17 protein-coding genes and 1 pseudogene are annotated in these 19,047 nt (G+C 65.5%); 7 read left to right on the top strand and 11 right to left on the bottom strand.

Going from position 1 to position 19,047, the window contains the following annotated elements:
• Positions 1-2: 2 nt before the first annotated feature.
• The 3 genes from Q8814_RS04365 to Q8814_RS04355 all read right to left on the bottom strand — a co-directional run bounded on the left by Q8814_RS04365 (position 3) and on the right by Q8814_RS04355 (position 3,209).
• Positions 3-1,004 (bottom strand): alpha/beta hydrolase, encoded by a 1,002-nt coding sequence (locus Q8814_RS04365; RefSeq protein ID WP_330150789.1) that lies wholly within the window; start codon positions 1,002-1,004, stop codon positions 3-5.
• A gap of 7 nt (positions 1,005-1,011) precedes the next feature.
• Complete coding sequence (locus tag Q8814_RS04360; RefSeq protein WP_330150813.1) at positions 1,012-2,328, bottom strand: flavin-containing monooxygenase; 1,317 nt, start codon at positions 2,326-2,328, stop codon at positions 1,012-1,014.
• 107 nt (positions 2,329-2,435) lie between these two features.
• Positions 2,436-3,209: an SDR family NAD(P)-dependent oxidoreductase gene (locus Q8814_RS04355; protein WP_330150788.1), complete on the bottom strand. Its 774-nt coding sequence runs from the start codon at positions 3,207-3,209 to the stop codon at positions 2,436-2,438.
• A 255-nt stretch (positions 3,210-3,464) separates the two neighbouring features.
• Here Q8814_RS04355 and ctaD point away from each other — a divergent pair, with 255 nt between their 5' ends.
• A complete protein-coding gene (gene ctaD, locus Q8814_RS04350; RefSeq protein WP_330150787.1) occupies positions 3,465-5,219 on the top strand; it encodes an aa3-type cytochrome oxidase subunit I in 1,755 nt (584 codons plus the stop codon).
• A gap of 56 nt (positions 5,220-5,275) precedes the next feature.
• Here the strand turns inward: ctaD and Q8814_RS04345 are convergent, their stop codons facing one another.
• Positions 5,276-5,950, bottom strand: coding sequence for a TetR/AcrR family transcriptional regulator (locus Q8814_RS04345; protein ID WP_330150786.1), 675 nt, complete (start codon positions 5,948-5,950; stop codon positions 5,276-5,278).
• Between the two features lie 175 nt (positions 5,951-6,125).
• Between Q8814_RS04345 and Q8814_RS04340 the strand changes: the two genes are divergently transcribed.
• The 4 genes from Q8814_RS04340 (at position 6,126) to Q8814_RS04325 (ending at position 11,180) form a co-directional block, all read left to right on the top strand.
• Positions 6,126-6,968, top strand: coding sequence for an urea amidolyase associated protein UAAP1 (locus Q8814_RS04340; RefSeq protein WP_330150785.1), 843 nt, complete (start codon positions 6,126-6,128; stop codon positions 6,966-6,968).
• A 1-nt stretch (position 6,969) separates the two neighbouring features.
• Positions 6,970-7,620 carry an urea amidolyase associated protein UAAP2 gene (locus tag Q8814_RS04335; RefSeq protein ID WP_330150784.1) on the top strand — a complete coding sequence of 217 codons (651 nt, stop codon included), beginning with the start codon at positions 6,970-6,972 and terminating at the stop codon, positions 7,618-7,620.
• Positions 7,621-7,627: 7 nt separating this feature from the next.
• Complete coding sequence (locus Q8814_RS04330; RefSeq protein ID WP_330150783.1) at positions 7,628-9,598, top strand: 5-oxoprolinase/urea amidolyase family protein; 1,971 nt, start codon at positions 7,628-7,630, stop codon at positions 9,596-9,598.
• Positions 9,599-9,701: 103 nt separating this feature from the next.
• The gene (locus tag Q8814_RS04325) at positions 9,702-11,180 is read left to right on the top strand and encodes a sodium:solute symporter family protein (protein ID WP_330150782.1); all 1,479 of its coding nucleotides are present in this window, start codon (positions 9,702-9,704) and stop codon (positions 11,178-11,180) included.
• Between the two features lie 62 nt (positions 11,181-11,242).
• Here Q8814_RS04325 and Q8814_RS04320 read toward each other — a convergent pair whose 3' ends face one another.
• Positions 11,243-11,554, bottom strand: coding sequence for an antibiotic biosynthesis monooxygenase family protein (locus tag Q8814_RS04320; RefSeq protein WP_330150781.1), 312 nt, complete (start codon positions 11,552-11,554; stop codon positions 11,243-11,245).
• A gap of 268 nt (positions 11,555-11,822) precedes the next feature.
• Here Q8814_RS04320 and Q8814_RS04315 point away from each other — a divergent pair, with 268 nt between their 5' ends.
• On the top strand, positions 11,823-12,743 hold the full coding sequence (locus tag Q8814_RS04315) for a phosphodiesterase (protein WP_330150780.1): 921 nt from the start codon (positions 11,823-11,825) through the stop codon (positions 12,741-12,743).
• A gap of 9 nt (positions 12,744-12,752) precedes the next feature.
• Here Q8814_RS04315 and Q8814_RS04310 read toward each other — a convergent pair whose 3' ends face one another.
• Complete coding sequence (locus Q8814_RS04310) at positions 12,753-14,180, bottom strand: stealth family protein (RefSeq protein ID WP_330150812.1); 1,428 nt, start codon at positions 14,178-14,180, stop codon at positions 12,753-12,755.
• Positions 14,181-14,445: 265 nt separating this feature from the next.
• Positions 14,446-15,111, bottom strand: coding sequence for a class I SAM-dependent DNA methyltransferase (locus Q8814_RS04305; protein ID WP_330150779.1), 666 nt, complete (start codon positions 15,109-15,111; stop codon positions 14,446-14,448).
• A gap of 361 nt (positions 15,112-15,472) precedes the next feature.
• On the opposite strand from Q8814_RS04305, the pseudogene Q8814_RS04300 reads away from it, so the two are divergent.
• A pseudogene (locus Q8814_RS04300) lies at positions 15,473-16,270 on the top strand (MBL fold metallo-hydrolase); the annotation flags it as partial.
• A 150-nt stretch (positions 16,271-16,420) separates the two neighbouring features.
• Here Q8814_RS04300 and Q8814_RS04295 read toward each other — a convergent pair.
• The 4 genes from Q8814_RS04295 to Q8814_RS04280 all read right to left on the bottom strand — a co-directional run bounded on the left by Q8814_RS04295 (position 16,421) and on the right by Q8814_RS04280 (position 18,831).
• Complete coding sequence (locus tag Q8814_RS04295; protein WP_330150778.1) at positions 16,421-17,146, bottom strand: hypothetical protein; 726 nt, start codon at positions 17,144-17,146, stop codon at positions 16,421-16,423.
• 230 nt (positions 17,147-17,376) lie between these two features.
• A complete protein-coding gene (locus Q8814_RS04290; protein WP_330150777.1) occupies positions 17,377-17,748 on the bottom strand; it encodes a hypothetical protein in 372 nt (123 codons plus the stop codon).
• 34 nt (positions 17,749-17,782) lie between these two features.
• Positions 17,783-18,358, bottom strand: coding sequence for a DUF3558 domain-containing protein (locus Q8814_RS04285; protein WP_330150776.1), 576 nt, complete (start codon positions 18,356-18,358; stop codon positions 17,783-17,785).
• Between the two features lie 137 nt (positions 18,359-18,495).
• Complete coding sequence (locus Q8814_RS04280) at positions 18,496-18,831, bottom strand: hypothetical protein (protein ID WP_330150775.1); 336 nt, start codon at positions 18,829-18,831, stop codon at positions 18,496-18,498.
• Positions 18,832-19,047: the final 216 nt, after the last annotated feature.

The following is a 19,047-nucleotide window of genomic DNA, read 5'->3' as shown; positions in this document are numbered from 1 at the left end:
GTCTACCTCGCGGTGGAAGGGGTGGCGGGGAGAGGCGGTGCGATGCCCGGTCCGGATCGCGGTTGGGGAGTGCTGACGAGATGACGTGCAAGGAAAGCGATTTGGTGGTCCACGGCCGGTCCGAACCAGTCTTTTCCGGGCCACACGTCGAAGTGGTCGCAGGGATAGTGCCGCACCTCGGCGCGTGCCCGGAACGCTGCCTGCGCCGCGGCGTGGGGCGGAGCACTCCGGTCGAAGTCGGCGATCTGCACGAGCACGGGGCACGACACGTGCGATGCGTACTTGCCGGGGCGGTACGAGCCCAGGGTCAGGGCGATGCGGGCGTCGATCTCGTTGCGCCACGTCGGTCCCGCGAGCGCAAGGTAGTCGTCGTAGTATCCGGCGAGGCTCAAAGCGGCTGTGTCACCGGGACGCCCGACGATCGGGATGGTGACCGCCGGCTGCCCGGCCAGCGTCCCGAGGCGGCTGCGCACTCCCGTCGCGGCGGACCGCAGCAGCGACGCGGTCGGGTACTGGCGCACCGCGAGCGCACCGGCGGCGATGCCGTCGACCAGCGGTGTCAGTGCCACCACCGCGGCCACACCGGAATCCCCTGCGGCTGCAGCGAATACGTGTCCACCGGACAGCGACACACCCCACAGCACCACGCGGTCCGGGTCGGTGCCGTCGAGTCGGCGGGCGTCAGCGACCGCGGCGCAGTAGTCGGCGATCTGCCGGTGCGGGTCGACGGTCTGCCGGGGATTGCCGCCCGACGCACCGAATCCCCGGTAGTCGAAGGCCAGGACGTGCAGACCGGCATCACTCAGTTGCGCAGCGAAGGGGCCGAGCCCGGAATCCTTGGTGCCGCCGAGACCGTGGGCCATGACGACGACGGGTGCCCGGCCGTCGACCGTGAACGCGGCACCCACGGCGGGGAAGTGCCACGCGTCGATCTCGTCTGCTCCCGAGCGGAAGGTCAGCCGTCGGTAGGCCGGGGGCGAGGTGGGCGCGGCGGTCGAGTTCATCGGAACCTCATCGGGTGGCGCGGGCGAGTCCGGCGGGCAGTTCGCGGGTGCGGATGTCGTGCTCGTACACGAAGTAGTCGAGTTGCTGGGTGTGCCGGGGGCGGTCGAGCATGTGCCCGGTGAACTTCTGCTGATCGCTCGCGATCACTCGTTCCATCTCGTCGGCCGGCGGCAGCGCATACCGGCCGATCGCGTATGCGGCGATCAGCCGGGCCTGGCATTCGACGAACGGGAACAGCGTCGGTGTGGCCTGTGCGAAGCCGGCGAACGCCAGGTCGCCGATGCCCGGCTTGAAAATCCGCTTGTACAACGAGATGTGGTTGCCGGGTGCGCTGATGAACTCCGGGTCGAAGAACGGGAAGGTGATGTTGTAGCCGGTCGCGTAGATGATCACATCGAACTCGCCGGAGGTGCCGTCGGTGAAGTGGACTGTCTGCCCGTCCAGCCGTGCGATGTTCGGTTTCGGCGTGATGTCGCCGGAACCGAGGCGCAACGGTAGCTCGACCGATTGTGTGGGATGGGCTTCGAAGAACTTGTGATTGGGTTCGGGCAGTCCGTAGCGCTCGGGGCGGCCGGAGAGCAGCGGCTGGCCGAGCTGCGCCAACTTGCGCTGCCACGACAGCGGCACGTACGGCACGGTGCGGTAGTACTTGTCGGCGGGCCGGCCCGCGATGTATTTCGGGACGATCCACGCACTGGACCGCGTCGAGAGCGTCACCTCGGTCCGTAGCGCCTTCGACGACAGTTCCACCGCGATGTCGGCGGCGCTGTTGCCGATGCCCACGACGAGGATCCGCTTGCCCGCGAACTCGAGGGGCGTACTCGGATCGATGTAGTGGTGGGAGTGGATGACCTCGCCGGTGAACTCGCCGGGAAAATCGGGGAGGCGCGGATCCCAGTGATGACCGTTGGCGACGACGAGGAACTCGAAGTGCCGGGTGCTGCCGTCCTCGAGGTCGAGTTCCCAGCCGGCCCCGGGCAGCCGACGGGCGTGGCGCACGCCGTTGCGGAATTCGATGTGTTCGCGCAACCCGAATGCGTCGGCGTACGCGTCGAGATAGTCCTTGATCTGGGTGTGGTGCGGAAAGTCGGGGTAGGACTCCGGCATCGGGAAGTCCTTGAACGACAGTTGATGTTTGGATGTGTCGATGTGCAGCGACCGGTAGGCGCTGCTGTGGCCGTTCGGGTTGCCGAACGCCCAGTTGCCACCGACGCGATCCGACGTTTCGAAGCAGGTGTAGGGCACTGCATAGTCGCACAGCATCTTGCCCGTCGTCAGGCCGCTGATGCCCGCGCCGATGATCGCGGTGGTCGGTGCCGTCATGTAAGGGGCCGCTCCGATGGTCGCGTATCCGGACAACTGTCCGGTGATATCGGTCACAATGTAGAACACGTTGCAAGATTTGTACACATGCCGGCGCCGAAGGTGGATCAGTGCTGGTCAGGGGCCATTGCGGCGATGTGCGCAAGGAGATCGGGGTACCTGCGGGTGTGCGCACCCCCGTTGAGATCGATCGTCGCACCGGTCATCCAGGACGCGGCATCCGACGCGAGGAACGCCACTACCTCGGCGACTTCCTCCGGGCGCCCGGCACGGCCGAGGGGCATGTTTTCCAGATAGTCCTCGCGCAGACCCGGGACCAGCCCGACGCCCGCGGTCATCGGGGTGTCGACCAGCCCGGGGGAGACCGCGTTGACGCGGATTCCCCGGACGCCCAGTTCGAGCGCGGCGACCTCGGTGAGCATGAGGACTCCTGCCTTCGCCGCACAGTACGAGGCCATGCCCCGCGCCGGTTGACGGCCGTTGAGCGAGGCGATCGTCGTGATGCTTCCACCGTCCTGCAGCACCCGCCCCGCGTGCTTCATCACCAGGAAGGCTCCGGTCAGGCACACGTCGAGCGTTCCCTTCCAGCCGGCGAGGTCGAGGTCGGTGATCGCTCCGGGAACCGAGACCCCGGCGCACTCGACCACTGTCCCGGGCGGGCCCTCCTGCGCGACGACGCCGGCGAACAGCGCCTCGACGGAGCTCTCGTCGGTCACGTCGACTTCACACGCGCGTGCCCGCTCCCCGAGGTCGGCCGCACGCTGCTGGGCTGCCGCAAAGTCGAGGTCCGCGATCACCACGCTCGCGCCGCGCGCGTGCAGAAGTGCTGCCGTCGCCCATCCGATCCCGGATGCCCCGCCCACAACCACCGCGATGTTCATGGACGGATACTAGAAAGCGGCCTGGACACTTGTCCGATGATCGGGCGATGTGGGCGCAACCCGACGAGCGCGGTGCACGGCCCGACGGCCGCGCCCGCACAGGTCTGCGACGTGCCGGGGCGACAAGCAGATGAATACCTCGCGCAGAGCGGGCTTAGGGAATAGTCTCAGGGCACCCGTGTTTCGTCGCGATGCGCCCGGGTGCGCGTCGTGGGGAACGCAAGTCGCTTCAGTGCGTCGCCTCGAGGAGGTCCGATGAACCCGGTAGTAACCGACGTACCGGCGGTACGGCCCTATCCGCCGCGCTATGCGCGCAAAGGGTCGGTGCTCTACCGGCTGCTCACCACTACCGATCCCAAGACTCTCGGGATCATGTACATTGTCACCTCCTTCACCTTCTTCCTGGTGGCCGGGCTGATGGCGCTGCTGATTCGTACCGAACTCGCGGTCCCGGGCCTGCAGTTCCTGTCGAACGAGCAGTACAACCAGCTGTTCACCATGCACGGCGGCGCCATGCTGCTGATGTATGCCACGCCCGTGGTGTTCGGTTTCGCGAACTACATCCTGCCGTTGCAGATCGGCGCGCCCGACGTCGCCTTCCCGCGTCTGAACGCGTTCAGTTACTGGCTGTTCCTGTTCGGCGCACTCGTCGTGATCTTCAGCCTGGTCACTCCCGGCGGTGCTCCCGACTTCGGCTGGACCTCGTACATGCCGCTCGCGGACGACATCCACAGTCCCGGCATCGGCGGAAACCTGTGGTTCGGCGGCCTGGTGGTCATGGGCCTCGGCACCATTCTCGGCGGCGTCAACATGATCACCACCGTGGTGTGCCTGCGTGCCCCCGGCATGACGATGTTCCGGATGCCGATCTTCACCTGGAACATCTTCATCACGATGATCCTGGTACTGCTGATCTTCCCGCTGCTCGCCGCAGCGTTCATGGGCGCCCTGGTCGACCGCGTTCTGCAGGGGAACATCTACGACCCGGCCACCGGTGGAGTGTTGCTCTACCAGCACCTGTTCTGGTTCTTCGGTCACCCCGAGGTGTACGTCATCGCGCTGCCGTTCTTCGGCATCGTCTCGGAGATCTTCCCGGTCTTCAGCCGCAAGCCGATCTTCGGCTACAGCGGCCTCGTGTACGCCACGATCGCCATCGGCGCCCTCTCCATGGCCGTGTGGGCCCACCACATGTACGCCACCGGCGCGGTGCTGCTGCCGTACTTCTCCTTCATGACCTTCCTGATCGCGGTACCCACCGGCGTGAAGTTCTTCAACTGGATCGGCACCATGTGGCGCGGGCAGTTGACGTTCGAGACGCCGATGCTGTTTGCCGTCGGCTTCATCATCACGTTCCTCTTCGGCGGCCTGACCGGCGTCATCCTCGCGAGCCCGCCGCTGGACTTCCACGTGCACGACACCTACTTCGTCGTCGCGCACTTCCACTACGTGCTGTTCGGCACCATCGTGTTCGCCACCTACGCGGGCATCTACTTCTGGTTCCCGAAGATGACGGGCCGGATGTTGGACGAGCGGCTCGGCAGGTGGCACTTCTGGCTCACCTTCACCGGTTTCCACACCACGTTCCTGGTGCAGCACTGGCTCGGTAACGAGGGCATGCCCCGTCGCTACGCCGACTACCTGCCGTCGGACGGCTTCACCACCCTGAACACGATCTCGACGATCGGCGCGTTCGTCGTCGGTGCGTCGACGCTGCCGTTCCTGTGGAACGTCTTCAAGAGCTACCGGTTCGGCCAGGTCGTCACGGTCGACGACCCGTGGGGTTACGGCAACTCGCTCGAGTGGGCCACCACGTGCCCGCCGCCGCGGCACAACTTCTACGAGTTGCCGCGGATCCGGTCCGAGCGTCCGGCGTTCGAGCTTCACTACCCGGATATGGTCGACACGATGCGCGCCGAGGCCCATGTCGGCTGGGGTAGCGACAAGCGTGAGGTGAACGTGCTCGAGGGCGCCGACCGCACCCCGGCCGACGAGACGGATACGGGCCGCTGAGACAAGGGCCGCTGACCCGATCCCTTACTATCCGCACCCCGGTGTCCTGGAACTCTCTACGGGCACCGGGGACGGATTTCCGACGCCTCACCGGGAGCGCCCACGACGAGAGCGTGGGCCCGATCGAGAATGTCGATGTCGGTCGTCCGGCCGAGCACTCGTAGCGCCGCGATTGCCAGCACCTCGGGAAGGTGCGGGTCGAGGTCTTCGTCGTCGGCGCGGATCCCGATGACCGACTCCACGAGCCGGAACGGCAGGCCGGCGCGCGGATCGTCGGTGCCCAGCACCTCCACCGCCAGCGCGCGATAGCGCCGAGCCAGCTGCTCGCGTGCGTTGCGGAACGGCGCGAAGCGATCCTCGCGTAGCTCGGGCAGGGTGTAGAGCGCTCCGAGATTCCAGCGACCGGCGCACAACTGTGCGGCGTCGAACCACGCGAGCGCGCACAACCGCACGGTCGGGGGTGTGGCGTCGTCGAGGGTGTCGACGAACTCCAGCGTCGGATCCACCGTGTCTTCGAGCAGCGCCACGAGGATGTCGCTCTTCGTCGTGAAGTGGTTGTAGAGCGAGGCCTGACGGACGCCGACGGCATCGGCGATCAGCCGCGTGGACGTCGGCGCAAATCCGCGCGTGGTGAACAGCTCTGCCGCGGCATCGAGGATTTCGGCGCGTGCGGTTGCGCCCGGGCGGCGCGGTTCGCGCAGACGGGGGCGGCCGGGTCCGGCTTGGGTCACCTCTTCACCATCGCACAGCGACAATGCTTGTCGCCCTCCCGGTTCGGTGCGTGAGGGTCTGGTCATCCGCTCGAAACATCGGTCACGGAGTCGTTACTCCGGGGTCATCCGGAGAAGATGCGCGGTCTGAAAACTGTCACTCGACAGTTTCCCGCCCGTCACGAACCGGAGCGCCATGACCGAGATTCTCGCGACCGCCACCACGCACGCCGCCCGCGCGCATGCCAGGGCCCAGGCCGGCACCGTCACAGACTCCATGCCGATCGTGCCTGCCACCGCGTGGCCCACCCCGCCAGGCGGCCGCGCCGCGTCGATGACCTTGGCCGAAACCGTGCCCGGTGGCCGCTACACCAGCAAGGCCCTGGCCCGCGGCACCCGGCTGCGTCTCCGCGACCTGCACGGCGCCGCGTGTGCCCACCTGCTGGTCTTCCGGGCCGACGCACCACACGAGCGACTCAATGTGGCCGATACGGTGAAGGTTCCCTGGCAGGCCTACCTCGGGGTCGGACACCCACTCTTGTCGGATCAGGGACGCGTCCTCGCTACCGTCGTCGCCGATACGTCCGGGAAGCACGACGCCCTCTGCGGCACGACCCATTGCGCGGGGAACACCGCGAAGTACGGTGCCGGGGAACTGCACTCGCACTCTCCGGCAGGACGGGAACTGTTCACCGTCGCCGCCGCCAAACACGATCTGATGCCGCGCGACCTGCCGCCGTCGCTGTCCTTCTTCCACGGCGTGCGTGTCGCAGACGACGGCACCCTCACCAGCACGGGCACCGCCGGTCCCGACACGTTCGTCGAACTGCTCTTCCACCTGCCGGTCATCGTGCTGGTCGCGAATACCGCGCATCCCCTCGACCCGGATCCCGAGTTCGCGACCTCCACGGTCGAGATCCTCGCGTGGCAGGCACCCGCCGACCTCGACGCCCTGCCGAACACCGACCCCGAATATCACCGGGCCGTGCTCAACACCGAAGACGCCTGGGCTGCCGCCTCTTCCGGAACGGAGAACTGACATGACCGCCACCCTCGATGCCCCGGCGCTCGTTCCCGGCGCCGTCGTGCGCGACGAGATCGCCGCTCCGCGCGGACCGTGGTCGGCGATCGTCGCCGCCGGTGACGTGCTCACCATCGTCGACCTGCACGGCAACCAGGCCGTCGACACCCTGATCTACGACGCACACGACCACTCCTCGCGCTACAGCGCCGCCGCGACGATCACCGCCCAGGCCAACCTGTTCCTCACCACCGGGTCGGTACTGCGCGACGCCGACGGTGCGCCGCTGATGACCCTCGTCGGCGACGAAGTCGGCAGCCATGACACCGTCGGCGGTGCCTGCTCGCAGGAATCGAACACGCTGCGCTACGGCCACCACACCAGGCATCAGCACGCCTGCGTCGAGAACTTCCTCATCGAAGGCGCCCAGTGGGGACTCGGCAAACGAGATCTGGTGTCCAACATCAACTTCTTCATGAACGTTCCCGTCGAGGCGGACGGCACGCTCGGCATCGTCGACGGTCTGTCCGCCCCCGGCAAGCGACTCGCGATCCGGGCCGACCGCGACGTACTCGTGCTCGTCTCGAACTGCCCGCAGATCAACAACCCGTGCAACGGTTTCGATCCCACCCCGGTGCGGATGATCGTCACACGCCCCGAGGAGCGGTGAGACACCCATGACCACGAAGATCACCGTCGAGCGACCCGGAATGCTCACCACCGTCCAGGACTATCCCGGGCGCGTCGGATACTGGCAGATCGGAGTGCCGCCGTCCGGGCCGATGGACGACCTCTCGTTCCGCCTGGGCAACGTCGCACTCGGCAACGACGAAGGCACCCCCGGGCTCGAAACCACGATGGCCGGTCCCGCATTGCGCTTCACCGACAGCGCGGAGGTGTGTGTGACGGGCGCACCGGTCTCCGTGCGGGTCGACGGTGTGGTGGTGCCGCAGTGGCGGCCGGTGACGGTGCCCGCCGGTGGCCTGCTCGATATCGGCACCGTAGCCGGACCGGGTCTGCGCGCCTACGTGCTCGTCCGCGGTGGCCTCGACATCCCCGAATTCCTCGGCAGTGCCTCCACGTTCACACTGGGCACCTTCGGTGGTCACGAGGGACGCACCCTGCGTGAGAGCGACGTGCTCGTCGTCGGTGATCTCGGCACCCGCACCCCGACACCTGTTCCCGCCGAACATGTTCCGGCATTGGGTACCCGCTGGGAAATCGCGGTCACCGAGGGACCCCACGGCGCGCCGGAGTTCTTCACCCGCACCGACATCGACACCCTGTACGCCACCGACTACGAGGTGCATTTCAACTCCGACCGCACCGGCGTGCGCCTGATCGGACCCAAACCGCAGTGGGCCCGCGCCGACGGTGGCGAAGCCGGCCTGCACCCGTCCAACATCCACGACAACGCGTACTCGGTGGGCGCACTCGACTTCACCGGCGACACCCCGATCCTGCTCGGACCCGACGGCCCGAGCCTCGGCGGCTTCGTGTGCCCGGTGACCGTGGCCGCCGCCGACCGCTGGAAGCTCGGCCAGCTCGCGCCGGGCAACACCGTGCGGTTCGTGCCCGTCCGCGGTGGACAGGCCGCATCGCGTCGCGAACTCGGTGTCGCGCGCCGCGCCGGACTGTCGCTGGTCAATTCCGCGGGCGGAGACGGCGACGACGGGGTGATCGCCCGCCGCGACGGCCACACGCCGGTCACCTACCGCCGCAGCGGCGACGACAACGTCCTCGTCGAATACGGCGACATGACCCTCGACCTGGCGCTGCGCGCACGGGTGCACGCGCTGCACCAGCGGCTCGACACCGACCGGCCCCGCGGACTCCTCGAACTCACCCCCGGTATCCGGTCACTGCAGGTCAAAGTCGACCCCGACGTGCTGTCCGTCCCGACGCTGCTCGGCCTGCTCGCCGAGGTCGAAGACACCATCGGCGACAGCGACGAACTCGAGGTCGCCAGCCGCGAGGTGCGACTGCCCCTGTCGTGGGACGACCCCGCCACCCGCGAAGCGATCCAGCGCTACATGCACGGCGTGCGCTCCGACGCCCCGTGGTGCCCGTGGAACATCGAATTCATCCGGCGGATGAACGGCCTGGACACCGTCGCTGATGTGTTCGACACCGTCTTCGCCGCCGAGTACATGGTGCTCGGTCTCGGTGACGTGTACCTCGGTGCGCCGGTGGCCACCCCGCTCGACCCGCGGCACCGGCTCGTCACCACCAAGTACAACCCGGCCCGCACGTGGACCCCGGAGAACGCCGTCGGCATCGGCGGCGCGTACCTGTGCATCTACGGGATGGAAGGCCCGGGCGGGTATCAATTCGTCGGACGCACCACCCAGGTGTGGAATCACCGGCACTCCCAGTCGGCGGGACCGTTCGAGAACGGAACCCCATGGCTGCTAAGGTTTTTCGATCGGATCTCATGGTACCCGGTCGACCCCGAAGAACTGCTCGACCTGCGCGCCGACCTCGCCGCCGGTCGCGGCGGTGGAGTGGACATCACCGAGAGCACCTTCTCGCTCGCGGAACACCGTAAGTTCCTCTCGCGCAACACCGAATCCATCGACGCGTTCCGGGCCGTCCAATCCGTGGCCTTCGCCCAGGAGCGAGGGCGGTGGGAGGCCGGCGGCGCATGACGCGCCGCGACCCTCTTCCCGACAATGCTCGTCCTCCCCGATCGCTCGGACGCGAAGCCCAATGCAGCGCTCCCGTCGTCTGATCCACTCAACTGGAGTTGCCATGATCATCACCGGTGTAGCTGTCTGCCTCGCCGTCCTCGTCGGCGCCGGTTTCTATTCCACCCGTAAGGTCCGGGGCGAAGCGGGAAACTTCCTGCTGGCCGGGCGTTCCCTCGGGGCGCCGATCCTCGCGGTCCTGCTCATGTCGCAGGTCATCGATTCCAACGCCACCCTCGGCAGCGCCGACCTCGCCGCCGGATTCGGGTTCTGGGCCGGGGCGGCGATGCCGCTCGGTGTCGCGCTCAGTGTTCTGCTCATCGGCCTGTTCTTCGCGAAGAAGCTGCGGGCCACCGGGGTCGTCACGCTGCCGGAGTACTTCGCGCAGCGGTTCGGCCGCGGTACCGAGATCACCGCCGCGGTCCTCACCGTCGGCAGCTTCGGCATCCTGCTCGCCGGCAACCTCGTCGCACTCGGCTACCTGCTCGAATACTTCATCGGCCTCGACTACACAGTCGCAGTGCTCGTTCTCATCCCGTTCGTGCTGGCCTACACAATGGCCGGGGGCATGTTCGCCAGCGTCTACACCGGGATGGTCCAGTTCGCCGTGATGGCCGTCGGCATCATCTCGCTCCTGGTGTGGGTGGCATTCGGACCCGGTTTCTCCGCCCCCGACGGGCTCGGCATCGGCGGCTTCGGTCAGCTCACCGACCCGGCGCAAGGCGCCGCGATCAACTGGGCCACGCTGATCGCGCTCGGTCTGGGCAACATCGTCGCCATCGATCTCATGCAGCGCGTGTTCTCGGCGAAGAGCCCGCACGCCGCGCAGCGCGCCTGCTTCTCCGCCGCGACCGGCATCCTCGTGCTGTGCGTCCCGCTGTCGTTCGTAGCGCTGGCCGCAGTCACCATCGTCGGCGACCGCGCGGTCGACGGCCCGATCCTGTACGTGCTGCTCGGCGAGTACACCCCGCAATGGCTGTCGATTCTCGTGCTGTCCGGATTGGTCATGGCGTCGCTCACCACCATCAGCGGTGTGCTGCTCTCCACCGCAACGGTGCTGGTGCGCAACCTGTTCCGCGTCGGCGGTGAACACGCCGGAATGTCGCCGGACGTCATGAAGGTCACCCGGCTCCTGATGCTCCCCATGGCCGCGTTCGGCGCGATCGTGGCACTTCGGGTGCCGCAAACCGGCATCCTGCTCACCCTCACCTTCGACCTGCTACTCGCCTCGCTGGTGGTGCCGTTCATTCTCGGACTGTTCTGGAAGCGCGGGGACGGACGCGCCGTGGCAGCAGCCGCCGTGGGCGGCATCGCCGTGCGCATTGGGTTCTTCGTGCTCACTCCGACGATCTACGGCGTCGACAACACCTTGCTGTACATCCCGAACACTCTGGTCACCGCCGAAGTCGACGGTTGGACCACATTCCTCGCCGCGATCGTTTCGCTCGCCGCCTACGTGACGGTCGCGCTGGTTACCCGAGCGCCGCAGCCGGAGCCGCCCGTGGTCTCCGTGGTGGCCGAGCGGCAGCCGGTCGCGGTGTAGAGCTTCCGAACCGGACATGCCGGTGCCCACCAGAGATCTCTGGTGCACCGGCATGTGTGCGGCTACTTCTCGAAGACGATGTCCTCGATCATGGTGTGCTGCTCGACGGCCGACGGAGCCTGCATGCCCGGCGCCTGATCGTCCGAGTGCGCGGCCTTGAAGGAATCGGACCGCAGCCAGGCGAGGAAATCGTCCTTGCTGTCGAACTCCATCGTGGACAGGTACGGCAGGCCGTCGGCCTCCGGGCGGAGCAGCGCGGTCCGGTTCAGGCCCGGCACCCCGTCGAGAGTCGTGCGCATGCTGTCGACGAAGACCTTCTCGAACGCCTCGGCGGTGTCGGAGGGAACCTCGATGCGGTTGGTGATGACGTACACGGCAGGCCTTTCTCGATATGGATGCGAACGTTCGCAGATTAGATCGAACGATACCGACACGCTGTACGCTGCCTCGGCTCGCCGGATACGACACGCTGTGAGTCGGAACACACGATTTATTCCACTTCGCGTTCTCGCAGGTCACCGCGAGTTTGCATACCGGTTTCCCGAAGGTATCCGCGTAGACGTGCTGGAGACGTAGAACAGAGGTGGCTACCGTCGAGAATGACGGTATCCCCAGCGCGTCGCCGAACGGAAGCGAGAGATCATGGGCAGCTTCGCCGGAACCAACCGAGAAGCCGAATATCCCAAACCGTCGCACACTCTCCTGCACATCAGCGACACCCACCTCGTCGGTGGGGACGAGTTGCTCTACGGCACGGTCGACAGCGATGCGCACATCCGGCAGGTCGTCGAGGATGTCCGCGCATCCGGCGTCCGGCCCGATGCCGTGATCTTCACCGGCGACCTCGCCGACCGGGGCCAGGCCGATGCGTACATCAAGCTGCGCGCGATCGTCGAACCCATCGCGCAGGAACTCGGTTCCCAGCTCATCTGGGCGATGGGCAACCACGACGACCGCGGCGCATTCAGGGAGCATCTCCTCGATCAAGCTCCTGACGCTGCGCCGGTCGACCACGTCTACGACGTGAACGGGCTCCGCATCATCACCCTCGACAGTTCCGTTCCCGGGTTCCACCACGGTGAAATCGCGCCCGAGCAACTCGACTGGCTCGCCGCCGAACTCCAGGTTCCCGCACCCTTCGGAACGGTTCTGGCGCTGCACCATCCGCCCGTGCCGTGCGTCTTCGACCTCGCGGTGCTCGTCGAGCTCCGAGATCAGCGCGGGCTCGCCGACGTTCTGCGCGGATCCGACGTCCGCGCGGTCCTCGCCGGGCACCTGCACTACTCGACCACCGCGACGTTCGCGGGGATTCCGGTGTCGGTGGCGTCGTCCACCTGCTACACCCAGGACCTCAACGTTTCGATCGGCGCACAGCGCGGCCGCGACGGTGCCCAGGGGTTCAACCTCGTGCACGTCTATCCCGACACGATCGTGCATTCGGTGGTGCCCACCGGCAGCTATGCCACCGCCGGCCGGCACGTCACCGCGGAAGAAACCGTGCAGCGCCTCGCAGACGCGGGGGTCCGGATCCCGGAGAACCCGGACCTCGCGCTCAGCGTCTGATCGGGCGGATCAGCCGGGGAAGTCGGTCTCCCACGGAGCAGGAATCGGGTAGTACCGCTCCAGGAACTGCGTCACCTTCGCGGTGCGCAGTTCGAGGTCGACCTCGGGATTGCTGCCGTCGTTGAGGCAGAAGAAGTCCATCTTCCGCTTCGCCAGCAGGGTGTCGAGTTCCCGCAGACCCGACCTCGCCGTGGTGTCGACGTACTTCACGCGAGCCGACGTCTGCGGCACGGCGCGTCCGGTCAGCAACGCGTAGTAGTGGTAGAAGGAGTTCGTCACCGAGATGTTGTCGACCGCACGGAACGGACTTCCTGCGGTCGCGGCGAACTCGTCGGCGAACTCCCGCTCCATCTCCGAGACGATGCTCTTGCGCAGCGGCGCCGGCGCATGTTCTAGATGACGAGTGATCGTCACCCCGAAACGTTCCCTCAGCAACTGCCGATTGACGCGGGCCGAGTTCTCGAACCCACTGCGTTCGGTGTGGTTTCGGCCGAGCCCGATACGCGTGTCGGCCTCGATGAACTTGCTGATCCCGGCGGGGGAGAAGAACACCAGTGGGCTCACTGCGCGACCGAAGAACATGTCGTCGTTGGAATAGATGAAGTGCTCCGACAGTCCCGGAATGTGATGCAGTTGCGCTTCGACCGCCTGCGAATTGTGGGTCGGCAGCACCGATCGATCGGTGAAGAACTCCTCGCTTCGGACGAACGTGACACGGTCGTCGTCGGCAAGCCACTCGGGTCGATCCGAGTCGGTCGCGACGAAGATTCGCCGTACCCACGGGGCATACATGTGTACGGATCGGAGTGCGTACTTGAGTTCGTTGATCTGCCGGTAGCGTGCGGCGGAATCGTCACCCTCGCCCACTACGTACGTCTGCATCAGCTTGGCCCGTTTGGCCTGAAACGCCTTCGACGAACCGTCCACCCAGGAGAAGATCAAATCGATCTCGAACGGTACATCCGACGGATGCACATCGAACATGCCCTCGATGCTCGGCCAGCTGCGCCCGTACATTTCGACGGTGGTGAACTCGAGCTCGTCGCTCGGCACGGTCGTGCGCGTCAGCGCGTTGACTCCGGGAAGGACCATCTGGTTGCCACGCCGGCGCCACAACTCGATTCCGATACCGTTCGACGCGCCGTACCGTAGGCCGGTCGCCGGTTCCACACGCGGGCGATACAGCCGGAACGCGCGTGCCTTGCTCACGCGTGACAGCCGTCCGTCCGCGACAAGAACGGGGCGAACACCTTTGGCGCCGACGGTCTTCGAATAGAACGGCTGTTCCGCGCACGCGGACGCCAGGCTCGACTGCAGTGACTTACGGTCGCTCCAGTCCACAGCGAGAACCGGGCGGCCGTCGTCGTCGCGGACGAGTACGTAGGAAATGCCCGCGGCATCCAGGACGCGGCGAACGAACAGCAAATCCTCGACCATCGCCTTGTGCGGCGTGGTCGTGGTGATGGGAAGGGCGAATCGATCTTCGTCCCAGACCACGTGCTGCGGTTGGTCCCGTACCGGGGTGAGAATTGACGCGACCCCGGCGGACGGCGTCACGGGGTCGAGAAAAGCTGAGGGCTGAGCAGGCGTAGACGTTGGAGTGCTCCCTTCGAAACGGATCTTCGGGTAAGGATCCATCCTAGTCGCAAATGTTCCACGAGTGAAGTCGAGAAGATCCGCGTGACCAGGGGTGACGGTGTTGTCAGTCGCCGCGAGTTCCTGCCGCGCTCGCGATCAGAAATGCCTGCGGTGTCGATTCGAATCCGTCGTCGTCCCGCTCACGCAGGATCCTGGCCCGCATCGTGAAGCCGGCGCGTTCGAGGCGGGCGGCAACTTCCTCCGGCTGTCTGCGCTGGAAGGTGAGGGACACAGCGTGGCCGAATGCGTCGGTCAGGTGGCGTGGAGTGTCGCCCACCTGGAAGGCCACCAGTAGGTGACCGCCGGGGACGAGAACGCGGGCGAATTCTGTGAAGACCGCGTCGAGGTGATCGTCCGGGATGTGGATGGTCGAGTACCACGCCACGACACCCGCGACAGTGCCTGTCTCGACGTCCAGGCTCGTCATCGAACCCACCTCGAAACGAAGGGCGGGATTGATCCGGCGTGCCTCGGCGACCATCCCCGGCGACAGGTCGATGCCGTAGGTCGGTACACCGAGGCCGTTGAGTATCTCCGTGACGCAACCGGTTCCAGCGCCGACATCGACGACGGGGTGTTCTTCGGAGGCAGAGACCAGACCGCCGAATCCGATGAGAACAGCCCGGTCCAGTGGCTTGTCATCGAGGTGCCGATGGAAGCGTTCGGCGTACTCGGTCGCGGTGGCGTCGTAACCCTGTCGCGTGGTCTGGAGGAAGTCGGATTCGGCCATGAGGGCGACAATAGGGCCTCCGGTGCACTCGCATCCGGCTTGATTCGCAGGGTGACGTCCGTCACAATCGGTACGCTTTGTGTTTACTGTGTACGCAATGCGTACGAGGTCGCCGGCGAAGAGTGGAGCGGAAATGAACCGACGGCTGTCTCGACCACGCGCCGGGCGCAATGCAGCAGTTGCCCTGATCAGTGCATTGAGTATCGCGACCGCAGGGTGCGCGTCGAATGCCGCCCATGGTCAGGACACCGAGTCCGGCGCGACACATCCCGCCGCCGAACCGCCTGCCGCAAACGAAATGCGGGTCACGCTACTCGGGACGGGCAGTCCCGTACCGAGCACGTAGCGCTTCGGCAATTCCACCCTCGTGCAGGCCAACGGACTAGATCTGGTGTTCGATGCCGGGCGAGGAGCGTCGATCCGCTTAACCCAGGCCGGTGTGCCGATGGGGCAAATCGACGGTACGTTCCTCACGCATTTCCACTCGGACCACATCAACGGACTTTCCGATCTGTGGCTGAGCGGATTCATCCCCGCTCTGGGTGGCAGGGAGGGAACCTTCGACCTCTACGGACCGGTGGGCGTCGAGCACATCGGCGCGGGTCTGGCCGACACTTTCCGCAGCGACATAGACGTACGTGTCGCCGACAAGGAAGTCGACCGCGAGACGACGAAGATCGTGGCCCGGGAATTCGCCGCCGACGGAGTGATTTTCGACCGCGACGGTGTCAAGGTCACCATGTTCACCGTGCAGCACGATCCGGCCGGTGCCATCGAGCCTGCCGTCGGCTACCGGATCGACTACGCGGGCAGATCTGCCCTCATCAGTGGCGACACAGTCCCTACCGAGAACGTCCTGACCTACGGCGAGGGCGTTGACGTCCTCGTCCACGAGGTAGCCGACTTCGAAGATCCGTCTGCGCTTCCGAGCGTCTACGCCCACCACACCAACCCCAAACAGGCCGGCGAGATATTCGAGCAAACCCAGCCGAAGATGGCCGTCTACAGCCACATCGTCAACGGAATCCCGGGTCGGGTTCCCGGAATTTCGGAAGAGACACTCGTCGAGCGGACCCGCGAAAGTTACGACGGACCGCTGACGGTCGGCGCAGATCTGATGAGTTTCCTCATCACCGAAGACGACGTGCAGGTGAGCTGAGGTACGAGGGCGCTGTGGAAGCCGGGGCCTCACCTGTAAAGGCGCGGAGTACGAATGGCGGTGTCGCCGACAGCTTGCCCGATCCCTTCGGGTAGTTCATCACGCGCTGAATGGTTCTTCACGTCTGTCGTAACGGGCGTGAAGAACGATTCAGCGAGCCGGTTTCAGTTGTTTGCGTCGATACCGCTCGACGGCGCGTTCGAATCGGTGCACGACGACCTCGAAATGGTCGAGCTCGGTCCAGTTCCAGCGGATGACTTCGAGCCCGAGGTCGCGTATCGCATCCTCGCGATCCTTCTCGGCGACGAGGTGGTGGCGTTCCGTGTACTTCAGTGCACCATCGAACTCTCCGACCACCCCGTACTCCTCCCAGAAGAAGTCGACGCGGTAGCGGCGGCCGTCGAGAGTGACGACCTCGTGTTGCAGATCAGGGAGGGGTAGGCCGTACTCGCTCATCCGTACCCGCGACAGTGATTCGCCGACGCTCTCACTCCGACCGTCCAGGAAGGCGAGAACGGTCTTCGCGCTGAGGATTCCGTGCTTGCTTCGCGAGGCAGCGAGAACCTGGGGGATTCGAGCCTGCGTACCAGGGGCAAGGCGGAGTGCGGAATCGCCGACGACAACGGCCTGTGGTCGCGGCAGCGTTCGTGCCAAATCGACGACGGTCCGGGCAATGGAAGTGACGGCCACCCGTTGATGCCGTACGACGTCGTCGTCGAGGTCTGTGGTGTGGGTGTGGAGTTCGGAGGTGACGCGGCCGGCCCTGTCGCGTGGACGGGAAACGTGGATGCGTTGCAGCGGAGTGCTCCAGACATCGAGGCCATGCAGGGTCGCAGCCGAAATATGGCTGATGGCTTCGCCTTCCGGAAGAGCCATGCCGATGCACCTTGCCCGCACTCGATGTTGGCCGACGGGTCCGAGTTCCTCGAAATCCGTTCGACGCAAGTACATCCCGCGACCGATCTTCACCACGCTTCCATCCCGCACCGCCTTACGCAGCAGATGCTCGGATATTCCCTTTGCAGCGAGCGATTCTCTGGTCAGCGCCACCGGATCTCTCATGAGCGAGATCCTGCCGCACGGTTACGGTGTCACCGCTCCGAAAACTATCCGGACGCCGGATCTGTGGATAGAGCGGACGCCTGTGGAAAACTCTGCTCCTCCATCGCGCGGAGACGCTGTGCCCAGTCGGAATTCGCGTCGATGAACGCCTGCCCGCCGGAGGCGAAGGCATCCCTCAGGGCTGTGAGGTTTTCGATGAACTGATCGATCCGCTCACGTGCGGACTCGGGGGTCCCTGCGCCCTTCCGGGCGTAGCCGGCAGCGAGTTGTTTGGCGGATTCGAAGTCGCCGAATCCCTCAGTCCTACGTAGATCTTGAGCTATTTCTCTTGCGATGTCGAGCTCATCAAGCATCGTCTTGCAGATGGCGGTGATCTCACCGATGACGTGGGGCTCAAGACGGCTATACTCGATCACTGGTCATTCTTCCTTCCGGATATGTAAGGATGAGTCAGTCCTTGATGAGCGGCTCGATCATTGAAACTGCCGTCTCAAAGTTTGCGCACCACTCCGCCTCAGGGACCCGGCGGTTATGGTCAGCGTTGTAACTCCTGCTGAGTATGACGATCCCGAAATTTGTCTGAAGTACGTACGCGCATGTGTCTTGGAGGTCCGGATCGATTTCGACCAATGCTCGTCGGCCTCCGATATTGGCCTCTCTTGCGACATGACCGTTCTTTGCGAGTTCTTCTTCAATGCTGACATTGCCCGACAGGACGCTAAGTCCGTAGCGACGAAGAACTCCAGGAATGTGGAGTGTGCCCCTGTAGCGGCAGCTCAAGAAGGTATAGCTACCCATCGGATAGTCGGTGACTTCCTCGCTCTTCGGGTCGTACCCCGCCTCGATGAGAAGTTCATCCGGGATGTCGAGGCACGGATCGAAAGTGATCTGCGGACGGCCCGAGTCATCGACCACTCTCGGCGTGCGCGTCGTCGAGGTTGCCGCCTCTGCAGGTTCGTCAGGTCCGGTCGCTGCACTTCCCGACCCACACGCCGTCGCAAAAGTCATTCCGACGACGAGTCCCACGCTCCCCGCGACACGTCTCCACCTGCCCACGCGACCCCCCGATCCGCTGCTAGGAGAGCAGGCTAACACAGGCGCGTTGCCGCGCTGAATCGTTGTTTACCACGGTTATTACGGCAGCAAAGAACGATTCGGCGAGCTTAGAAGGCTGACTCAGTCCCCATTGTGTTGAGTCGTTGCGCCCACTCGGAGTTGGCATCGAGGAAGTCGGCGCCGCCGGAGGAGAAGGCATCTCGGAGAGCTGTGAGGTTTTCGATGAACTGATCGATCCGCTCACGTGCGGACTCGGGGGTGCCTGCGCCTTTCCGGGCGTAGCCGGCAGCGAGTTGTTTGGCGGATTCGAAGTCGCCGAAGCCGTGGGTCTGGCTGAGTCTGTCGCCGATCTCGCTCGCTGCAACCAGTTCGGCGAGCATGGTGTTGCAGATGGCAACGATTTCACCGATGACTGGTGGATCAAGCCGGACAAAGTCAGCCATGGAATCGCTCCCTTCCAGGGGCGTAGTTACTCGTCACGGATCAATGAGGTTTTCTCAGTAAGTTGATCTTGCTGGGATGGGGTCGTACCCAGGGTGCCGTAGTTGTTGACTTCCGGGGCTGTGACCTGCAGTTTCATGCGTTCAGGACCAGGTCGACCGCGTGGTCAGGGTTGGCGGCCAGTCGTCGGCAGGCCCGGGCGATGTTCGACTGCCCGG

It is taken from the genome of Rhodococcus chondri (assembly GCF_036327435.1).
Classification (GTDB): domain Bacteria; phylum Actinomycetota; class Actinomycetes; order Mycobacteriales; family Mycobacteriaceae; genus Rhodococcus; species Rhodococcus chondri.
This window is presented reverse-complemented; position numbering and strand designations above follow the sequence as displayed.